The sequence below is a fragment of the Colwellia sp. 20A7 genome (genome assembly GCF_009832865.1).
Classification (GTDB): Bacteria; Pseudomonadota; Gammaproteobacteria; order Enterobacterales; family Alteromonadaceae; genus Colwellia.
The window spans coordinates 404,251-424,761 of sequence record NZ_CP047130.1; the positions used below are offsets into that span (position 1 = coordinate 404,251).

Annotated in this window: 16 protein-coding genes; 13 read left to right on the plus strand and 3 right to left on the minus strand. The window is 35.4% G+C overall.

Going from position 1 to position 20,511, the window contains the following annotated elements; all coding sequences use genetic code 11:
* Nucleotides 1–56: 56 nt before the first annotated feature.
* The 6 genes from GQS55_RS01725 (at nucleotide 57) to GQS55_RS01750 (ending at nucleotide 7,646) form a co-directional block, all read left to right on the plus strand.
* Nucleotides 57–284 (plus strand): glutaredoxin family protein, encoded by a 228-nt coding sequence (locus tag GQS55_RS01725; RefSeq protein ID WP_159817372.1) that lies wholly within the window; start codon nucleotides 57–59, stop codon nucleotides 282–284.
* A 98-nt stretch (nucleotides 285–382) separates the two neighbouring features.
* A complete protein-coding gene (locus tag GQS55_RS01730) occupies nucleotides 383–2,329 on the plus strand; it encodes a tetratricopeptide repeat-containing diguanylate cyclase (RefSeq protein ID WP_159817374.1) in 1,947 nt (648 codons plus the stop codon).
* A complete protein-coding gene (locus GQS55_RS01735) occupies nucleotides 2,319–3,509 on the plus strand; it encodes a hypothetical protein (RefSeq protein WP_159817376.1) in 1,191 nt (396 codons plus the stop codon). Before GQS55_RS01730 ends, GQS55_RS01735 begins: the two co-directional genes overlap by 11 nt.
* A 10-nt stretch (nucleotides 3,510–3,519) precedes the next feature.
* On the plus strand, nucleotides 3,520–5,682 hold the full coding sequence (gene ovoA / locus GQS55_RS01740) for a 5-histidylcysteine sulfoxide synthase (protein ID WP_159817378.1): 2,163 nt from the start codon (nucleotides 3,520–3,522) through the stop codon (nucleotides 5,680–5,682).
* Nucleotides 5,683–5,882: 200 nt separating this feature from the next.
* Nucleotides 5,883–6,221, plus strand: coding sequence for a P-II family nitrogen regulator (gene glnK, locus GQS55_RS01745; RefSeq protein WP_159817380.1), 339 nt, complete (start codon nucleotides 5,883–5,885; stop codon nucleotides 6,219–6,221).
* 144 nt (nucleotides 6,222–6,365) lie between these two features.
* Nucleotides 6,366–7,646 carry an ammonium transporter gene (locus GQS55_RS01750; RefSeq protein ID WP_159817382.1) on the plus strand — a complete coding sequence of 427 codons (1,281 nt, stop codon included), beginning with the start codon at nucleotides 6,366–6,368 and terminating at the stop codon, nucleotides 7,644–7,646.
* 128 nt (nucleotides 7,647–7,774) lie between these two features.
* On the opposite strand, the gene GQS55_RS01755 is transcribed toward GQS55_RS01750, so the two are convergent.
* Nucleotides 7,775–8,527 carry a peptidylprolyl isomerase gene (locus tag GQS55_RS01755; protein WP_159817384.1) on the minus strand — a complete coding sequence of 251 codons (753 nt, stop codon included), beginning with the start codon at nucleotides 8,525–8,527 and terminating at the stop codon, nucleotides 7,775–7,777.
* A 162-nt stretch (nucleotides 8,528–8,689) separates the two neighbouring features.
* Between GQS55_RS01755 and GQS55_RS01760 the strand changes: the two genes are divergently transcribed.
* Both GQS55_RS01760 and GQS55_RS01765 read left to right on the plus strand, forming a co-directional pair.
* A complete protein-coding gene (locus GQS55_RS01760; protein ID WP_159817386.1) occupies nucleotides 8,690–11,596 on the plus strand; it encodes an ATP-binding protein in 2,907 nt (968 codons plus the stop codon).
* A 135-nt stretch (nucleotides 11,597–11,731) separates the two neighbouring features.
* The gene (locus GQS55_RS01765; protein ID WP_159817388.1) at nucleotides 11,732–12,664 is read left to right on the plus strand and encodes a Dyp-type peroxidase; all 933 of its coding nucleotides are present in this window, start codon (nucleotides 11,732–11,734) and stop codon (nucleotides 12,662–12,664) included.
* Between the two features lie 143 nt (nucleotides 12,665–12,807).
* On the opposite strand, the gene GQS55_RS01770 is transcribed toward GQS55_RS01765, so the two are convergent.
* Nucleotides 12,808–13,767, minus strand: coding sequence for a hypothetical protein (locus tag GQS55_RS01770; protein ID WP_236559730.1), 960 nt, complete (start codon nucleotides 13,765–13,767; stop codon nucleotides 12,808–12,810).
* A gap of 233 nt (nucleotides 13,768–14,000) precedes the next feature.
* Here GQS55_RS01770 and GQS55_RS01775 point away from each other — a divergent pair, with 233 nt between their 5' ends.
* Complete coding sequence (locus GQS55_RS01775; RefSeq protein WP_159817390.1) at nucleotides 14,001–15,809, plus strand: acyl-CoA dehydrogenase C-terminal domain-containing protein; 1,809 nt, start codon at nucleotides 14,001–14,003, stop codon at nucleotides 15,807–15,809.
* Nucleotides 15,810–15,884: 75 nt separating this feature from the next.
* Here GQS55_RS01775 and GQS55_RS01780 read toward each other — a convergent pair whose 3' ends face one another.
* On the minus strand, nucleotides 15,885–16,427 hold the full coding sequence (locus GQS55_RS01780; protein WP_159817392.1) for an outer membrane beta-barrel protein: 543 nt from the start codon (nucleotides 16,425–16,427) through the stop codon (nucleotides 15,885–15,887).
* Between the two features lie 628 nt (nucleotides 16,428–17,055).
* On the opposite strand from GQS55_RS01780, the gene GQS55_RS01785 reads away from it, so the two are divergent.
* The 4 genes from GQS55_RS01785 (at nucleotide 17,056) to ftsL (ending at nucleotide 20,469) form a co-directional block, all read left to right on the plus strand.
* A complete protein-coding gene (locus GQS55_RS01785; protein WP_201294549.1) occupies nucleotides 17,056–18,114 on the plus strand; it encodes a GGDEF domain-containing protein in 1,059 nt (352 codons plus the stop codon).
* Nucleotides 18,115–18,682: 568 nt separating this feature from the next.
* Nucleotides 18,683–19,141: a division/cell wall cluster transcriptional repressor MraZ gene (mraZ, locus tag GQS55_RS01790; protein WP_159817394.1), complete on the plus strand. Its 459-nt coding sequence runs from the start codon at nucleotides 18,683–18,685 to the stop codon at nucleotides 19,139–19,141.
* A 33-nt stretch (nucleotides 19,142–19,174) separates the two neighbouring features.
* Entirely contained in the window at nucleotides 19,175–20,125 is a 951-nt protein-coding gene (gene rsmH / locus GQS55_RS01795) for a 16S rRNA (cytosine(1402)-N(4))-methyltransferase RsmH (protein WP_159817396.1), read from the plus strand.
* 2 nt (nucleotides 20,126–20,127) lie between these two features.
* Nucleotides 20,128–20,469, plus strand: a complete 342-nt coding sequence (gene ftsL, locus GQS55_RS01800) for a cell division protein FtsL (RefSeq protein WP_236559731.1) — start codon at nucleotides 20,128–20,130, stop codon at nucleotides 20,467–20,469.
* Nucleotides 20,470–20,511: the final 42 nt, after the last annotated feature.

Sequence of the window (20,511 nt, forward strand, 5' to 3'; positions counted from 1 at the left end):
AAACCCTGTTAATTCAGGGTTTTTTGTAAGTCTTTAATATATTGATAGGCAAAAAAATGAAGCGAATTGTACTTTATACCATGGAAAAGTGTCCACATTGTCAAACTGCAAAGCGTTATTTAGATGAGCAGAGGATCCCTTATCGCTTATGTAATGTGCAAACGCCAAAAGGTCAAAAAGAGTTTTCTGTAACGGGTATGAGAGCAGTACCTGTATTAAAAATAGGTGATCAGTTACTGAATGGTTTTTCTATCGCTGATTTTAATAAGCTATTTAAAAGTTAAGCAGTACAACTAGTTATTAACTTTCACTTCATGTTAGGCTATATCTGCTTTTTTTATTTCTTGCAGTATATAAAATTTATTTTTAAGGCTAAATTACCTTGCAGCTAGTTTTTCGATATGCTTTTTTTGTATTTGTTACCTGTTGCTTTTTTGTTGCTAATGCTGCGAAATTAACAGACAGTTCGACATTGCAAAATATAGAGCATGGCTTACATAAACAGCCATGGACAACATATCAATCATTACTTGAACAAGCTGAACAATTAGACGAAATGTCACCAAATTACAAACTGTGGTGGTTATTACGTAAAGCAGAAGCAGAAAATTTATTGTATTTATTTGATAAGTTTGAAGCAACAGTTGAGCAATCTTTAGCAGCAGTAAACGAAAATACCCCACCCAGAATAACTATTAATCTTGATTTCTTTCGCGGTCTCATCCTCCAGCGCCAAGGTCACTACGAGCGCTCACTAAATCTTTTTAAAAAAGCTCAAGCATCGGCAATAGCAAATGATTATATTGCTTTAGCTGTGCAAGCTAAGCAAGAATTAGCATACACTCTTAGCTTAACTGGTGTTTATGAACTGCCATTAACTGAGCTACAGCAGGCATATATGGAAGCATTTATGTTAAACAATGAATTCTTAATCGCTAGAATTAATGAAGTCTATGGTGCAATTTACGGTTATATGCATGATTATGCTAAATCAATAGAATATTATCAAAAAGCGCTGATAAGTTATCAACAATTAGAGTACCCATATTATGAAGGTGAGGCTATATATGGTTTAGCCGTCACTTATCGTTATTGGGAAAAACATGAGTTGGCGATTGAATATTATAAACGTTATCGAAAAAAAATTGAATTTAGCCCTAACAATATTAATGGCAAGTTTTTTGCGGCTTATGGTATTGCGATGAGTGAAGCAAGCAAAGGGAGTTGTGAGCAAGCATTAGAGTCTATTGATTACGCAGTGAGTATAGAAGGGTTAAATGATTACAAAGCCGAACTATACAAACGGAAGTCAGAATGTTTAATCGCTGGTGGTAAGTTAGAGGATGCGAAAACAGCATTAAATAAAGCAGATGAAATATTTCATTCATTACCTGAATTACTGGGTACTCGTTGGCAAATAGAAATACTAAAGATTAGTGCTGAATTAGCGCAAGCTAAAGGTAACCACAAAGAGGCATATCAACTATTGAAACAGTTTAATCAAAATGAAATTGAATTGTTAAAAGATAATATGTCTGATCGTTTATTACGTGTTAGAGCTAGCCTAGAGGCAGGTCGACAAAATATAGAAATATCATTATTACAACAACGTACTAAAGTGCAACAGTTAGAATTTGAACAACAAAAACAAGCCAATACAATGCAAGTTTATGTGATTGTTTTTGTCGTTACACTGATATTAATTATGTTGTTTTTCACTTATTTTCAATGGCATCATAATAAAAAATTAAAGGAATTATCGATTAGAGATTCACTTTCCAACTCGTTTAATCGACGTTATGTATTTAATTTTCTAGATAAATTAGTTGATGCTAATTACCAAGAAAAAAATACTATCTCAATTATGGTGATAGATATTGATGATTTTAAGCAAGTGAATGATCTATATGGTCATCCTTTTGGGGATGAAATCATTCGGAAAATATCAGATATAGGATCTGCTATTTTAAGAACAGAAGATGTGATTGGTCGTGTAGGTGGCGAAGAATTTCTTTGTGTCTTGCCAAGGATTGACGCAGTACAAAGCTTGCACATTGCACAGCGTTTTGTAAATACGGTTAACCAACATGAGTTTGTGACTGAAAGTAACAATGGGGGCACTCAAAAAATACAAGTGACCGTGAGTATAGGTTTAGCAACATCATCTAAAAAGGCTCAAACCAGTACAGATCTATATTTGCAAGCAGACAAAGCGCTTTATCATGCTAAGGATAGTGGTAAAAACCGGGTCATACAATATCAAGAATCTATGCAATATTTAAATCATGGCAATCAGCAGAACGAAATCCCAGCATTTGATGACAAATAATTATCTAAGTCAATCGGTGTCATCCCCTTCATTTTTAGCATCTCTATCCTTATTTAACTGTGCTATTAGGTTACTGCAAGATTATATAAAACAGTTGGGTTATCAGCCTCAAATTCATTTTGAACTGGAAGGCTGCTATCGTATAAATAATACAAAAAGTTATTCTCAAAAATTAAATTTTGATCTTATTAACCAATATTTACGTAGTGTAAATGTTGATGGTGAAATTGTGAGTGAATATTGGCGTAATCAATGGGAATACGTCTCTTTATTTAATGGCCAAAGTCCGCTAAAAGAAGCGACGAATTTGCATCAGATGCTTACTCAGCTACCACAACTTTTTCAACGATTTTATGGTGATATTGGTGTTATTGATACGTTAATTGAGCCGGTGATTTGGTCTGGCGATCAAGGTAAGCTAGCAATAGGCTCTAGTCAGATTTTTACTGATGATACTAGGGCTGTTCATATTCCTAATGCTATTCAACTCAATGCTAGTGTGCTTAACAAGCAAGGGGTTAACCTTATTGCCGAAAAAAGCTTTGGTGAGTACTTACAATTTTGTTTTTTACGTACTAGCTTTGAATGTTCTTTATTATATTTACCCGAAGAAGCAGCTTTTGAGCGTTTATTATTAAAAAGTCACTATGGTTTAGCCCAAGAATTATGTTCACCAGTAGATATTTCAGGGGGGCATCAAGGGAGTATCGCCTTATACCAAAAAGTAGGTAAGCATAATCAGAATATGGGGGAAGAGCCTCTATTATTTGATAGATACAATCAGGTGATGTCTGTGCAACAAAACTGGCAAAAAACGGCTAGAATTGAACATCGACTAGGTGCTTCAAGCGTCTACTATAATCCTTATGTTAATGTGATATATGGTTTACTAAATATTATTGATGCTATTGAAGCTTATGAAAATAATGACGATTTATTTGTGCCAATATTCACTGCTGACACATTACCTAAGTCATTATTTACTCATAAGGATGATGTCGACTCTCTTGGCGCTATCGATATATTTGCAGCAAGCACATGGTTTAGCAAAAGTTTAAATGCAGCCCAAGAAAAGTATAATAAAACCAAATCATCATTTGTAGTTGAATGTCCTATGCTGTTGGGCGATAAAATCAAACAAATAATATTAAATAACTATCAAGTATACTTAACAAAATAAGAAATGATTTATGGAAATAATACCTATTAAGGCTCCTTTATTAAACGGCACAAATGTTAAGGCTAAAAAACAAGAACTTAAAAAATATTTTAGGCAAACATGGGCTGAATATGAGTCACTTTTTTCCCTTATAAATGACGAGAGTGCTTATTTTTTAAGACCCGAGCCCTTACGTCATCCGCTAATTTTTTATTATGGGCACACCGCTAGTTTTTATATTAATAAGCTTATTATTGGTAAGTTCATTTCAACACGTATAAATGCTCGAATAGAAGCTATTTGTGCCGTTGGTGTTGATGAAATGAGTTGGGATGATTTAAGCGATGCACATTATGATTGGCCAACAGTTTCTGACGTTAAAAGTTATCGGGATCAAGTCGCAACGCTGATTGAAAATCTTATTGATGATATGGATTTATTGCTACCCATAACAAAAGATTCGTTAGCGTGGATTATTTTAATGGGCTGTGAGCATGAACGTATTCATATTGAAACTTCATCCGTTATTATGCGTATGCTGCCTTTGCAATACCTCAGTGAAAGTGAAGACTGGCCTACTTGCCAAAATAGCACAAATGCCCCTGAAAATAAGCTACTGCCTATAAAAGGGAAGTTAGTTGAATTTGGAAAACCCAAAAGTGATGATTCGTTCGGATGGGACAATGAATATGGTTATAACACGCTTAGCTTAGATGACTTCAGTGTTTCTAAATATTTAGTATCAAATCAAGAGTATTTAGCATTCGTTAACGCTGGAGGATACCAAAAAACAGAATTTTGGACAGAAGAAGGGCAGCAATGGTTAAACTTTTCTAAAGCGACCAAACCATATTTTTGGGTGGAAAAAAGAAGCAATACTCATGCTAAATCTTACTGGCAACGTAACTTATTGAATGAAATTCCGTTACCCTTAAATTGGCCGGTAGAAGTGAATTATTTAGAAGCCAAGGCTTTTTGTCAGTGGAAGAACAGCCAAGCTTCAGATACTAAAAACCAATATACACGCTTACTGACTGAGGCTGAATGGTTATGTTTACGTGATAAAGTCGATGGTGATTTAGCTTCTTGGGAGCAAGCACCGGGAAATTTAAACCGTGAGCATTATGCATCTTCTTGTCCTATAGATGAGTTCGAGCATGATGGCGTCTTTGATGTTGTTGGTAATGTTTGGCAATGGACGGAATCAACTATTGATGGCTTTGAAGGTTTTGAGGTTCACCCATTATATGATGATTTTTCTACACCGACCTTTGATGGTAAACATAATTTAATTAAAGGTGGTTCTTGGATTTCTACAGGAAATGAGGCTCAAAAACATTCTCGTTATGCGTTTAGACGACATTTTTTTCAACATGCTGGGTTTCGTTATGTGCAAAGCAATAATGAAAAACTACCTAATCTTGATGCTAACCATTATGAAACCGATGTTGATATTTGTCAGCAGCTCCATGCTCAGTATTCGGCTAAAGCTGAATCATCTATTAACGACGTTTTTAATGTGCCTATTAAGAATTATAGCGAGCAAATATCTGATAATATTCTAGGGTTTATTGAAAAGCATAATATAACAGCCAATAAATGTTTGGATTTAGGCTGTAGTGTTGGCAGAAGTAGTTTTATTCTAGCGCAGCATTTTAATCAGGTAGATGGTGTGGATTTTTCAGCGCGCTATATACGTCATGGTGTTAGTTTACAACAGGGAGGTGCCGTTCGTTATTGCCTAGAAAATGAAGGCGATATAGTTGATTATTACGAATTTAGCTTAAAAACATTAGGTTTACCTTACAATGGTAATATACATTTTAGTCAAGGAGATGCGGGTAACCTCAAAAACGTTTTTAATAACTATGATGTTATTTTAGCTCAGCATGTACTTGAGAGTAGCTATAATCCTCGCGAATTTTTACAAACAGTCCATCAACGTTTACAAAGTAAAGGCTTGCTTGTTATTGTCTCCGATTATGACTTTGATGAGCAATACACAGCAAAAAACAACTGGTTAGGTGGCTTAAAGGTTAATGGTGAAAATGTTACTGGTTTTGACGGTTTGTCAGAACTGTTAGCAACTCATTTTAATTTGATCGAGCAACAGGAACTAACGCGTGTTATTCAAACTAATCAACGTAATTTTATTTTAAAACGTCCTCAATTAAGTATTTGGCAGTTAAGGTAACTCATTAATACTTCTCTTCTTATTTTTTGCACCAAATATAATCTCCGCAGATAACCGTTGTGCTATTTTGGTGCAACGATTTACTTTTTAAAGTGTAACAAAAACACAAACTGTTGATATTGTTGTTTTAAATTTTATGGCACATGAATTGAATTATATAGTTCAATATTAACTAAAATTAAAAAAACAAGAGGTCTACAGTGAAAATAGTTAACGCAATAATTAAACCGTTCAAACTCGATGATGTTCGTGAAGCCATCTCTGAAATTGGTGTTGAAGGGATAACTGTTAGTGAAGTTAAAGGTTTTGGTCGTCAGAAAGGACATACAGAATTGTATCGTGGTGCAGAATATCAAGTAGATTTTTTGCCAAAAGTTAAACTTGAAATTGCTGTTAATGACGACATAGTTGAACGTTTAGTTGAAGCCATTAGTAAAGCTGCGTACACAGGTAAAATTGGCGATGGCAAAATATTTGTCTATAACCTTGAACAAGCCATTCGTATTCGTACAGGTGAGCAAGATTCAGAGGCTATTTAATCTGTATTCATCTTGCTGTAGGGCTAGGTACTGAATAGGCATTAACAGATTTTAAAGACTTCAGTTTTGTGCTCTTCATTCAAATTTAATCTTGCAGCTTATACCTGACCAATTACTGTTACAAAAATTATTATAGGATCAATTATGGAACAAAATATTTTTCAACTTCAATATGCTATGGATACATTCTATTTCTTAGTTTGTGGTGCCTTAGTAATGTGGATGGCTGCTGGCTTTTCAATGTTAGAAGCAGGTTTAGTGAGAGCTAAAAACACAACTGAAATTTTAACTAAAAACGTGGCACTCTATGCTATTGCTTGTATTATGTATCTTGTTGTGGGTTACGATATTATGTACGGCGGCGGTGTATTCTTAAATGGTATTGGCCTTGACGGTGCTGCTGATGCAGACGCTTTAGTTGGTACTGTATTAGCTGAGTCAGCCGAAGCAGGATTTGATGGCGGTGCAGTTTATTCAAACGCAGCTGACTTTTTCTTCCAAGTAGTATTTGTTGCAACGGCTATGTCGATTGTTTCAGGTGCTGTTGCTGAGCGTATGAAATTATGGGCATTTTTAGCATTTACTGTTGTATTAACAGGTTTTATCTACCCAATGGAAGGTAGCTGGACTTGGAATGGTGATGCCGTATTTGGTTTATACACTTTAGGTGACCTTGGTTTTTCTGATTTCGCAGGCTCTGGTATTGTACATATGGCTGGTGCTTCAGCTGCATTAGCTGGTGTATTGTTATTAGGTGCTCGTAAAGGTAAATACACTAAAGACGGTAAAATTAACGCAATTCCAGGCGCTAACTTACCTATGGCTACCTTAGGTACATTCATTTTATGGATGGGGTGGTTTGGTTTTAACGGTGGTTCTGTATTAAAACTTGCTGATATTAACAGCGCTAACTCTGTAGCTTTGGTGTTTTTAAATACTAATGCCGCGGCAGCAGCAGGTGCAGTTGCAGCACTAATCTTCGCTAAAATCTTATTTAAGAAAGCTGATTTAACAATGACACTTAATGGTGCGTTAGCCGGTCTTGTAGCAATTACAGCTGAACCTTCAACACCAACACCATTACAAGCAACAATATTTGGCGCAATTGGCGGTATTATTGTCGTTCTTTCAGTTATTGCTTTAGATAAAGTTAAGATTGATGATCCAGTAGGTGCTATCTCGGTTCATGGTGTTGTAGGTTTCTTTGGCCTAATGATTGTTCCAATTACTAATTCAGGTTCTAGCTTTAGTGGTCAGTTAATTGGTGCAGCAACTATCTTTGTTTGGGTATTTGCGACTAGCTTTGTTGTTTGGTTTGCATTGAAGAAAATTATTGGACTTCGTGTAACTGAAGAAGAAGAATATGAAGGTGTTGACCAAGCTGAATGTGGTATGGAAGCTTACCCAGAATTCACTCGAGGTTAATACTAAAAGTTATATACTGAGGTTAGCATGCTAAGATTGGTATATTTGAAAGTAATAACTGAATATTATTACTAATAAAAAAGCAGCGATATCGCTGCTTTTTTTTGTCTTTTTATAAGTTTAATTTTCTATGAATATCTTCTTATTAATAGAGGAACTAAACCCAGTATTAAAAACCAAGCAAAAGTGCCGCCACCGCTGCTATCATTATCAGGGGTAGTAATGAGTGTGTTCTTCACGGGAGATAAATCAGCATCAGTTACTTCAGCTGAGTCTACAATAACAATTTGCTCAACAATTACAAAATTCTCTAAGCCTGGTGTTGCTAGGTCACTACATTGTTGATCATCAGCAATAACCATTGGTATGCCTTCTAAATTTGCTGAATTACATAAGGTAAGTTGAGCTATTTTATCAATTGTAGTCATACCATCACCAATGACTTGGCCAAAAACAGTAAAGCCGCTATTTTGCAAGTCTAGGTTGCTAGCGTTATCCGCTAAATTAAAAAACCATTGATCTGTTGCACTGTCAGGATCCCCGCCAAGCTTAGCCATGGCAATAGTGCCTCTAACATTAGAATAAATCGGTTCGTTAATCACTGCTGGATTTGTTTCTATACGTGTTAGCGGAAAATTACCTTCGAATGTAAATCCACCGCCTTGTACAACAAAGTTAGATGAAACACGGTGCACTACCGAATTAGTATAATGTTGCTCATCAATATACTGAAGAAAGTTATCAACAGTTGCAGGCGTACTGCTATCGAATAAATTAACTTGAAAGTTGCCTTGTGAGGTTTGAAACTCAACAATTGTCGCATCAACGATTGTTGTAAAACTAACGAATAACAGTGTGGTATAAATAAATTTTTTAAACATGGTTACAGCCTATATAAGAAACATTGCTGCATCATAATCGTAGTTGTATAATTATTCAATCATGCTTGTACTCATTACTAAATAGTTACATTCAAGAATTATTAGTGCTATAACTGAGCAAGGTACTCTCTTATTTTATCATTTATTTCCTCAAGGCTTACTATGTGGCGCATGTTGTTGCTATTTATATTAATATTTACCATTGAATTAAATGTTCAGGCTCAAAATATAGACAGCGAATTAGAAGAGATTGTAAAGCAAACAAATAAAGCTATTGCAGTAGTGAGACTCAGTCAATTACTTGAAAGTGAGGAACTGAATAAAACCCAGCGTATTACAATACTTTTACAGCAAAGCCATGCCTATTTCACCTTAAGCAATTTACAGAAATCGTTAGAAATTATTCAACAAGCGAAAGCACTACTTGATAAAAATACCTTGTCACAGCTACAAGCCGAGGTTGATAAATTAATGGGAATAATTTTCTACTTTCAAGGCGAATACACAAAGTCTTTAGTTGCCTATGAAGCGGCGTTAAATTATTTTCAACAGCAGATTTTTTCTGCAGAACAAGCGATTAAACAAGCACATTTATTGAATAATATTGCATTAGTGCAAACATCTAAAGGTGATTCTCTTGCCGCATTAAAAGCTTATAAAGAAGCCGATGAGTTGTATCAATATTATGGTGACGAAGTTGATAGAATAGATGTTCGATATAATCTCGCTGTACTTTATTTAAGTCTTCGCCGTTACGATATAGCAATTAGTATGTTTGAAGAGGTTATCGCTAAAAGAGAGGCTTTAAAAGACGAGCATGGCATAGCTAAAGCTTCGGCTGGGATCGGTGTTTCCTATAAGCAATCAGGTCAATATGAGAAAGCTGAGAGCTATGTGATGAAAGCATTAGATTATTTTAGGGATAATGATTACCACATCGATGCTGCCTCACAGTTTCATAATCTAGCCGAAATAAATTATGAGTTATCTAATCTAGAAAAAGCATCTGAGTATGCTAATCTTGGCGTCGAATTGAGTAAAAAAATAGGTCATCAAATGACTTATGGAGGTAGTTTACATACCTTAGCTAAAATTTCTTTCTATCAAGGTGATATTGAACGTTCTCAGGTTTATTTAAACCTATCCAATTCAGTAGCAAAAAAAATGGGGTTCCAACGCCTAGTTAATGGAAATTTATGGTTAAGTGCGCTGCTTTATGCTGCACGTGGAGAAACAGCAAAATCATTGATGGCTCAATTGGCTTACCAAAAAGAGCGCTTAAAGTTATCAAATGAAACACTTAATGAGCAAATAGCACAATTCGAATCAGTCCAGCTTAGTCAGCAGGTAAAAAGTTTACAACAAAGCAAAAAACTCCAGGAGTTAGAATCCACTAAGGCAGACCAGCAACGTGTATTTATTGTGCTGATTATTGCTTTTCTATTAACGGTATTATTTTTGATATATAGACGTTATTTAGAAAGAAGACTAACCAAAAAATTAGAAAATAGAGTTAAACAGCGTACTGAAGCGTTAGAGTTTCTAACAAAGGAACTGCAAGATGCCAGTATGGTTAAAAGTCAGTTTTTAGCTAATATGAGTCATGAAATTAGAACACCACTTACTGCTGTTTTAGGTCAAGCAGAGGCGATTATTCATGGTGATTTTGATAATGCTAATTTGATACACGAAGTTGAAGTTATTCATAATAATAGTTTGCATTTATTACAATTAATTAATGATATTTTAGACTTAAGTAAAATAGAAGCGAATAAATTTGAATTAGAGAATAGACGACAAAATTTACATACCATTGTAGATAAATTAAATGATATGTTTACTGAACAGGCGCAACGTAAAAATTTATCATTTACAGTAAGTCACCATTTACCTAGCCCTTTTATTATCGATATTGACGGCTTACGGTTAAAACAGATTTTGATAAATTTATGCTCAAATGCCATTAAATTTACCAAAGAAGGCTGGGTTTCATTAGATATTGCCATAATAGATAAAACATTACTCTTTACTGTTACTGATACAGGAATAGGAATGAATAAAAAGCAAATGGCGAAAATGTTCAATATATTCACTCAGGGTGATAATAGTATTAGCCGACGATTTTCTGGATCAGGCTTAGGGTTATTTCTGTCGGACCAGTTAGCAAAAGTTATGTCAGGAAAAATAACGGTGACTAGCCAATTAAATCACGGCAGTACTTTCGTCTTTAAATTACCTTTTGGAGAGGTATATTCAGCCTCAGATAGTGTTGAAAATAATGATCAAACAGCTATTGTTGGTGTGAATAAAAAGAAGTATACGGGTAAAATATTGCTGGCTGATGACTATGACGATAATCGACGTTTAATTGCCCGTTTACTCAGTAATTTAGGTCTGGAAGTACTCGAAGCATCTAATGGTATAGAAGCGGTAGAGTTATGCCTTGAGTACAAGCCAATAATAACCTTATTAGATATTCAAATGCCTAGAATGGATGGCATACAGGCATTAGAAGCATTACGTGCAAAGGGCTGTGATCGTCCTATTTATGCATTAACTGCTAATGCTATGGCACATGAAATCGCGCAGTACTTAGCATTAGGTTTTGCAGGACATCTTAAAAAGCCTATTGAGCGTGATATTTTTATCGCTACGATTGCTCAGCATTATCCCGAGAAAGCTAGTATTGAAAAAGACAATTTTGAAGACGGTAATATTGAAGAAGATAACATTGAATCCGGTAGTTTTGAAGCCAAAGCATTGCTTGAGAAAAAGCTGGATGACATAGATATATCGGATATTACAGCGTCATTTATTAATCATTTACCGCAAGATAAGCAAGAATTGTTAGATTACAACCAGCAACATGAATATAAAGCGTTGGCTCAGTCGGCTCATAAAATTTCAGGCGCGGCTCAAATGTTTGGCTTTGTAGAAATATCACAAAGTGCTATGGAACTAGAACGAGCTATTAAACAACAAAAAATAGAGATTGTTGACGATTTAACTCATTGTTTAATTGATGAAATAAACCTTGCTCTACAAGCGTCTCATACCGATATAAATTAATATCAGCTCATTTGAGTCAGTGGGATAAAAGTGTACCTTATTTATAATTTTTACAAGTACCTTGACGCTCGCATGTTGAAGGGGTTTGGGTATATACTCTTATAATAAAACAGACCATTACTATTGGGATTTCAAATGGCTAGAGAACAATTTGGTGTTTGTGCAGAGCCAAACTTACATGGCAGTTATTTACTTTTTAATGTGTTAGATGATAAAAATGCATTTATTCGGACTGCTTTGTCTCGTCTACCTGAATTATTTGATGATTATGCAGATCAATTTTCAGAAGCTAATTTAACGGGTGTTATTGCTATAGGAGCTAACTATTGGGATGAATTCTACCCGCAAGCACGCCCTTCATTGCTAAAAGCATTTCCTTCAATGGACAATGACGACAGAATTGCGCCTAGTAATAATGTCGATATTTATATAGAAATCCGTAGTGATCGTTCTGATGTTAATCATATCGTTTGCTCTAAGGTATGTCAGTTACTTGCTGATAGTGTTGAATTGGTTGAGCAAGTTCAAGCTTTTCGTTTCTTAGATGGTCGAGACTTAACTGGCTTTGTTGATGGCACTGAAAATCCTCAAGGAATGCACCGAAGAGCTATTGCTTTAGTGCAAGAATCTGATGATGCCGCTTTTTCCAGCGGTAGTTATCTACACATTCAGCGCTACAAGCATAATTTAACACTCTGGGGCTCTTTGAAAAATGAAGAACAAGAAGACGTTTATGGACGTACCAAGCTTGATAACATCGAATATGAAAGTGAAAAAAAACCGTTAACCGCGCACACTAAACGTACTAGTTTAAAAGATGAAAATGGTAAAAGTATTGAAATCTTAAGACAAAGTATGCCTTACGGAGATGTAAAGGAACAAGGGCTATTTTTTGTCTCTTATTGCCACTCACCTGAACCATTTGAGAAAATGTTAAAAAGTATGATTTATGGTGATGGACATGGTCACGTAGACCATTTACTTAAGTATACCCAAGCTGAAACTGGGGCTGCTTTTTTTGCACCGAGTTTAACTTTTTTAACCACGCTTGGAAATGTTCCAGAATAGGTCTTTCGTATAGCTTTTTTTGAATTGTACTTACTTAGTATAGCTAATCTTTATCTTGGTCTTCTCCTGTTTTGATTATGTATAACAACCTTAATCATGGCACATAGATACCGTATAGTGAGGAGACGATCATATCAGGTTGACTAGTCATGTCCGTCAGAATGAAAAGCTTCAGCAACATAGCGACCTTGATCTACGGCTAATTCAGACTCAGGTGCTATTTTTCCAAGTTTGTATAGTGCAGGTCCTGTCGGCTCGGCTAGCAGGTAGCTGATGCCTTGGTGTGTTAAGGTCTTATCCCCGGCATTAGCCGGTATGGCAATTCCTATAAAAGCATGGTTATCAATATAAACCATTATCATTTTTACTCTTGGCATTAACGCACGCAATATAGTGGCAGTTAATGTCACTTTACTATCACAATCACCTTGATTCTCCCATAATAATTTTGCGGGTGAATTAAAGCCAGCACCTGAAGAAGTAATACGTGATTCTAGCGTAGAATAGGGGATTGATTGCACAAAGCCAAGTACATAATCCGTTACTCTACGCATCGTTTTTAATGGAACTTTATCAAGTATGATGGGTTTTAGGTGCTTGAAATCATTAACAGATTCATTCGCAATACTAACGTGATCTATTTTTACTCCTAATTCTCCATCATGCGTATTAAATAATTGATAGTAGTTGTCTTTAAAGTACTGTTTAGTAGCTTGTTGCTTGATCTCTGTTACTCTTTGATAAGCAAGTGCTACCTGCTTATCTTCTCGCCCTTTTATTTGAACTACCGTTTCACCATTTTCTTGTAAAAAGAAAGCCTGTGCTCCATTTAATGGTTCGACTTTTAGCTGTTTTTTTAGCTTATGCATAATAGTTCTGTGGGAAAAATCACTTTGATAAGGTTTAAGATCACGAAAGTGTTCAAATAATGCAGGTTTAGTTAAAGCAAAACTTATTGATTGCTGTTTGTTACTATGGTCAAGCCATTGATAGTTGAAGTTATACTGACCTTCCTCTGCATATTTCGAGAAACTAACTTGTTTCGCATTAACAAAGGTCGCAAAGCATAAAGAGAGATAAAGCGTAATTTTGAGGGTATTCACAACAATTCCTAATGAATTTTCTATACTTCACAGAGTAGTAATTATTTAACACTAACTTAAGATTTAGTAAAACACCAAGTTTAGCGAGTAATTTATCGTTAAACTTTACTTTAATCATTATTAATGTAGAATTAAAACACTTGTTTGAATTGGTCGTTTGATTTTGTGCTCTTTATATTGAAATAGCACTAATGAAATTAATTATTAAATTTAAGAGATTTTAAGGGGTTGTTGTGGCTGAATATAAAGTTCCATTAAAAGATATGAGTTTTTTGCTTTATGAAGTATTTCAAGCGGATAAAATGTGGCAGAAATTACCGAAACTAGCAGAGCAAGTTGACAAAGATACCGCAGAAGCAATTCTACAAGAATGCGCTAAAATCGCTGAACAAGAAATAGCGCCTATCGCTCGAGAAGGTGATGAAACAGGTGTTAGCTTTAAAGAAGGCGTTGTCACTACGGCCCCTGGATATAAAGAAGCTTTCAATACTTACGCTGAAGGTGGTTGGACAGCATTGGGTGGCGACGTAAATTATGGCGGCATGGGCATGCCAAAAATGCTAACCGCTCTACATGAAGAAATGCTTTGTAGTGCTGATATTTCGTTTGCACTTTATCCTGTATTGACTGCGGGTGCCGCGCTCTCGCTAGCAAAACACGGCAGTGAAGAATTAAAAGAGCGTTACCTCACTCGAATGTATGCGGGTGAATGGTCAGCCTCTATGTGTCTAACTGAATCTCACGCTGGATCAGATTTAGGCATTATACGCACAAAAGCGATACCTCAAGAAGATGGTAGCTACAAGGTTACCGGTAATAAAATTTTCATTACGGGTGGAGAGCATGATCTTACTGAAAACATTGTCCACTTAGTTTTAGCAAAATTACCTGATGCGCCTGCAGGCCCTCGTGGTATTTCATTATTTTTAGTACCTAAATTTCATGTGAATGATGATGAAACCGTAGGAGAGCATAACAATGTTAGTTGTGGCTCTATTGAACACAAAATGGGTATTCATGCTTCAGCAACTTGTGTCATGAATTTTGATGACTCTAAAGGCTATTTAGTTGGTGAATTAAATAAAGGCTTAGCTTGTATGTTCACCATGATGAATTTTGAACGTATTGGTGTAGGTATTCAAGGCTTAGGCGCAGCAGTACGTTCGTACCAGAATGCGCTAGAGTATGCCAAAGATAGGTTACAAGGTCGTGCGCTTGACAGTAAAGTTAATGGCGTTAAAAACCCTAACCAAGAAGCTGATTCTATTATGGTTCATGGTGATGTTCGCCGTATGCTATTGAATATGAAAGCACTTAATGAAGGCTCTAGAGCGCTTTCAAGTTATATCTCTATGCAATTAGATTACGCTACTTACGGTGAAGGTGAAGAGCAAGTTAAGGGCGAAACATTAGCAGCATTAATGACCCCTATTGCCAAGGCATTCTTTACTGATTTAGGTTTTGAAAACACAGTGGCAGGACAACAAGTGTTTGGTGGCCATGGTTTTATTCGTGAATGGGGGCAAGAACAGTTAGTACGCGATGCGCGAATTACACAAATATATGAAGGAACCAACGGTATTCAAGCAATGGATTTGCTAGTACGTAAAATTGCGACATCGAAAGGCGCTATGTTAAGTGTATTCACTGATGAAGTGGCTGCCTATATTGAAGCGAATAAAAATAATGAAGCTATGGCTGAATTTATTAAGCCATTAGCATTGGCTGTTGATGACCTAACTGAGCTTACTGATGACTTATTAGCTAAATCACAAGCCAACATTAATGAACTTGGTGCGTCAGCTAATGATTATTTGCATGTCTTTGGTTACACTGCAATGGCTTACATATGGGCTAGAATGGCAGATGTTTCTTTAACTCAACAAGCAAATAATGGTGAGAGTGGTAGTGATTTTTATCAAAGTAAATTACATACTGCTCGTTATTATTTTTCACGTTTACTGCCTCGTCGCATTTCATTAATTGCTTCAGCTAAATCGGGATGTGACTGCTTATTTGATATTGATGATGAGTTATTTTAAGTATATAAAATAACTATTTTTGTTGCCCTTAAAACCCGTTACTTAGTGGGGTTAAGGGCACTTTACATTATATTATTAAAATAAATATGAGATAGTTAGATTGCCAGACATTGCTATATAATTTCCTGATTCATATATATAATCTTCATATTCATCAGCTTTGCGCAATGTTAAAACAAAATCTAATGCTGCTGGACCCCAGTTGTAACCCAAGCCTCCACCTAATTGAAAACCCGAAATAGATTCACTCTGGTCACTCCGCTCATCAGAGAAGAAGCCTGCTCCTCCATAGCCTCTAAAGCCTTTTTTAGAGAAACCAACACCACCGTAGGCCATTAAGTCGAATCCTTCACTTTCCACGGCATAATAGTCATCACTTTCTAGTGAAAAATAAGTTGCTCTAATTTGGAAGTGGTTATTCACCGCATAAGCTGCGGCGATATTAAAGCCACTAAATTCATCATCATTAGAATTATTATCATTAGCTAAAATAAAAGCATAAGAGCCAATGCCTATACTCCAATTTTTTTCAGGAACCGCATTAGGCTCACTTGCATGTAATTGAGTACCTAGTAATAAAGTAGATAAAAACAAAGTTCCTTGGAATATTTTTTTCATATTTTCATATTTGTTAAATAATACTTCTCATGAAGTACATTGATGATTGTAGGTTTTAGGTAAAGAAATGAAATACTGAGTACACTGTATGTACTTGATAAATCGGCAGTATAGTAACCTAAAACGATATCACCCGTTAGTTTTTGTTTTGTCTAAATTAAAAGCTATGTATTTGACTTTAAGTTGATTTCAGTTAATAAACAGATCTATTTATACTATTTCCATTAGGTTTGTGGTCTTGTTGTGCGAAGGGAAAATAGGTCAAGGTTAGGTGCTTGATTGAGTTATAGCTGGCTATTGTGATTGAAATCAACGCAACATTGGCTTATTTTAACCAACACAAGTGAGCAATAATTTAATGGAATTGGTATTAAACCCCGTTTAATACGGTATTTTTAAATGGTGGCAATAATCAATTCACAGTATTTACAAAGTTCTCTTTACCGCTTGGTATATAAAAGGGTATTCTTTATCACTATTGCTTTAATTAACTGTCTCTATTAACGTTTTTCATACGAATATTAAAGTAATTAATATCTTACGGTTAGATAAATAATATTCAGACAAAAAGTGGTGCTTGTTTATAAATAGTTACCGTATTGTAAACTGTAGTAACCAGAGAAGTTATATGCTCAATAATTTAGAACAAAATTTACAATATAGACGAAGCGTTATGCGGGTGATGTTGATGCTCGTAATGGTAGGTGGTTCAACATTTTCTGCTATTAATTTTTATCGTGGACTGTGGCCATTAGCGATATTAGAGCTTATCTTTGCATTTTTTGCTTTTTTTCTATGGCGTAAAGTTTTACAAATTTCACACTTTCAACGCTGGGTTAGCGCATTTTTGTTACCGTTTTTTACTACTATGGTCTATGCCATGTATGTACCAAACACATCGGTATCAATTTTTGTTTGGATACTTACAATCCCCTTAGTTTCTTACCTTATGATGGGGCGAAAGCAAGGATTTTGGATTTCATTATTCTTTATAGCAAGTGGTGTATCTGTTTATCTCTATCGTTTTATAGAAGGGGATTCAGTCATAAATATTGCTGATACATTGAATATCATTATTAGCGCCTCTTTAATGATGTCATTAGCTCATGTATATGAAGTAAATAGAGAGAAGAATGAAGATAGATTACTTGAGTTGGCAAGCACAGACACATTAACGGGTTTAGCAAACAGGATGAAGCTAAGAGAAAATTTCACGTTATATTCAGAGTATGCCAAGCGTCATAAATCCTCCTTAGCCGTTGTCATTTTTGATTTAGATTATTTCAAAAAAATTAACGATCAATATGGTCATCACGTAGGGGATGCAACCCTTTGCTATATTGCTAATTTTATTAAAGATAGAGTAAGAAAAACTGATTTATTAGCCCGATTTGGTGGTGAAGAGTTTGTTTTGCTTATTGTTGGCTCTAAAGAAAAAGATTGCTATAAACAAGTAGACTCTCTACGACAGCAGTTAAAGGATACGCCTTTTATTTATGATGAAGTAACGTTGGCTATGACCGTCAGTGCAGGTATTGCTACTTATGGTAATGATGGATTAAGCTTAGATGACCTTTTGTTAAAAGCGGATCAACGTCTATATTTAGCCAAAGATAATGGTCGAAATTTTGTAGTTGATAGTATCAAGGAGAGTGAAATTAAAAACCTCACTACAAACGACATTTGAAAATTGCTAGTAACTGTTAATTAGAATTATTGGCTTGAACCATTAGCTTGAACTATCGGCTTTAATTAATGGCTTGAACCATTAGCGTGAACTATCAGCTTTAAATATAGACTTCAAACGTCGATTTATAGTTTTACTTAATAATTTACTTCCACATATTTTTTCGCGAATGCCCATATTTCTCTTGGTCGAATTTAGCAAAGCTTTGGTGGCGTTGTTAATTTACTTGCATGAGTAAAGTATTGTTACATAATTTATAGACCGCTATTTACTCATGAAAATCTTTTGATGATCATTTTTTCATGTCTTTTTTAGATGAAAGATCCACAAAAACCCACAAATTCATCCACTTCCTAAATATCTTTACCTAGCCCTTAATTTTACTGGTGTCTTGACCAGTGTTCGTATCTTGGTTTTCGCTATTATTCACTTGACATAACTTTACTTTAGTCACTAAACTGTATCATTGTGGTAAAAAGTGGGTAATTGTGGATCATGACGGTTATCTTATAAATAATCGAGTAAATTATCAGCGAATAACTTTAGTCAAAAAGGCAAGTATCCAACTATGTTCAGAGGCGCTAGCGCAATTACGCTTGATAGCAAAAATAGAATCACAATACCAACAAGGTATCGTGAGGAATTGTTTGCCGATTGCCAAGGGAAAATGATTTGCACGGTTGATATTCAACATGCGTGCTTATTGCTTTATCCCCTGCCTGAATGGGAAGAAATTGAATTAAAGTTATGTAATTTATCAAGCATGAATCAACAAGAACGCTTATTACAGCAAGTGTTATTAGGTAATGCAACCGATTGTGACATGGATAAAAATGGCCGTTTATTACTTAACGGACCATTAAAAAAGCATGCAGGTTTAGAAAAGTCAGTAATGCTTGTAGGTCAATTGAAAAAGTTTGAAATTTGGAGCGAGTCAGCATGGCAAGCACAATTACAGCAAGGTATAGATAAAATTCAATCAGGTGAATTTGAACTCACTGATCGTTTGTTAGATCTATCTTTATAAAATAATTAAGTTAATAAGGTTATAAAAAACAACATGGAATTAGATAAAGCACATATTTCTGTTTTATTAACAGAAGCGATTGATGGTTTAGACATTGATCCTAATGGTTGCTATATCGACTGTACCTTTGGTCGTGGCGGCCATTCGTCTTTGATTTTATCTAAATTATCTACCCAAGGTAGATTGATTGCGATTGATCGTGATCCCAGTGCTATTGCTGCAGCAGAAAAGTTTAGCGACGATGCACGTTTTCATATAGAGCATCAAGGTTTTGCTAATTTAGCTGAAATAGCTGAACAGCTTGAATTAACAGGTAAGGTTGATGGAATCTTATTGGATTTAGGTGTTTCTTCTCCGCAACTTGATGAGGCCGAACGAGGTTTCAGTTTTATGAAAGATGGTCCATTAGATATGCGTATGGATACTTCTCGTGGGCAAACAGCAGCAGAATGGTTAGCAGTCGCGGATGTAGAAGATATCACATGGGTACTCAGAACGTTTGGTGAAGAAAAACACGCATGGCGTATTGCGAATGCGATTGTTGATGCACGTGAAGAAACACCTTTTACACGTACCAGTGAATTAGCAAAATTGATTAAAACCACAGCTCCGCAAAGAGAAATTAAAAAGCATCCGGCTACACGTAGCTTTCAAGCTATTCGAATGTATATTAATAGTGAGCTTGAGCAAATAGAAAAAGCATTAGCAGCTTCTTTATCCGTTTTGGCTGAAGATGGTCGTTTAGTCGTGATAAGTTTTCACTCGTTAGAAGATCGACTAGTAAAACAATTTATGAAAAAACATTCTCAAGGTAAGAAAGTGCCTCGAGGTATGCCAATTAAAGAAGAAGAATTAAATAAAGGTAAAAAACTTGAGTTGATTGGTCGTAAGTTAAAACCGAGTAAAACTGAAGTTGAAGAAAATGTTCGTTCACGTAGTTCAGTATTACGTATTGCTAAACGTTTAGCCCATATAGTTGATTAATTTTGGCAAATGAAAAGTTGGGGCTAAAAAAAACGACATCAGGCCAAATACTAGCATTAGATATTTGGCAAGATATTGTAGAACACTTTATCAGTTATATTTTATTGTTATTAGTTGTAGTGTCGGCATTTTCAGTTGTTTATTACACACATATGAATAGGCATACAACGAGTGAATTAGAGCAGTTATATACGCAAAGAGATGAATTAGATATTGAATGGCGTAATTTATTACTAGAGCAAAATAGTTTAGCAGAGCATAGCGCTATTGAGAGTAGAGCAAATAAAATGTTGAATATGAAGCGAGCTGATGCCGATTCAGAAATAATAGTCACCTTAAAGTAATCCTTTTGTCGGTTGGGCTTTAGTCCGAAAGAAAATAACCAT

Bases quoted from the DNA above. Each gene is read 5' to 3' on its own strand.
- GQS55_RS01780 (WP_159817392.1), bottom strand. From the start codon at position 16,427: ATGAAAAAAATATTCCAAGGAACTTTGTTTTTATCTACTTTATTACTA.
- ovoA (WP_159817378.1), top strand. From the start codon at position 3,520: ATGGAAATAATACCTATTAAGGCTCCTTTATTAAACGGCACAAATGTT.
- GQS55_RS01755 (WP_159817384.1), bottom strand. From the start codon at position 8,527: ATGTTTAAAAAATTTATTTATACCACACTGTTATTCGTTAGTTTTACA.
- mraZ (WP_159817394.1), top strand. From the start codon at position 18,683: ATGTTCAGAGGCGCTAGCGCAATTACGCTTGATAGCAAAAATAGAATC.
- GQS55_RS01735 (WP_159817376.1), top strand. From the start codon at position 2,319: ATGACAAATAATTATCTAAGTCAATCGGTGTCATCCCCTTCATTTTTA.
- GQS55_RS01725 (WP_159817372.1), top strand. From the start codon at position 57: ATGAAGCGAATTGTACTTTATACCATGGAAAAGTGTCCACATTGTCAA.
- rsmH (WP_159817396.1), top strand. From the start codon at position 19,175: ATGGAATTAGATAAAGCACATATTTCTGTTTTATTAACAGAAGCGATT.
- GQS55_RS01785 (WP_201294549.1), top strand. From the start codon at position 17,056: ATGCTCAATAATTTAGAACAAAATTTACAATATAGACGAAGCGTTATG.
- GQS55_RS01760 (WP_159817386.1), top strand. From the start codon at position 8,690: ATGTGGCGCATGTTGTTGCTATTTATATTAATATTTACCATTGAATTA.
- GQS55_RS01750 (WP_159817382.1), top strand. From the start codon at position 6,366: ATGGAACAAAATATTTTTCAACTTCAATATGCTATGGATACATTCTAT.
- GQS55_RS01765 (WP_159817388.1), top strand. From the start codon at position 11,732: ATGGCTAGAGAACAATTTGGTGTTTGTGCAGAGCCAAACTTACATGGC.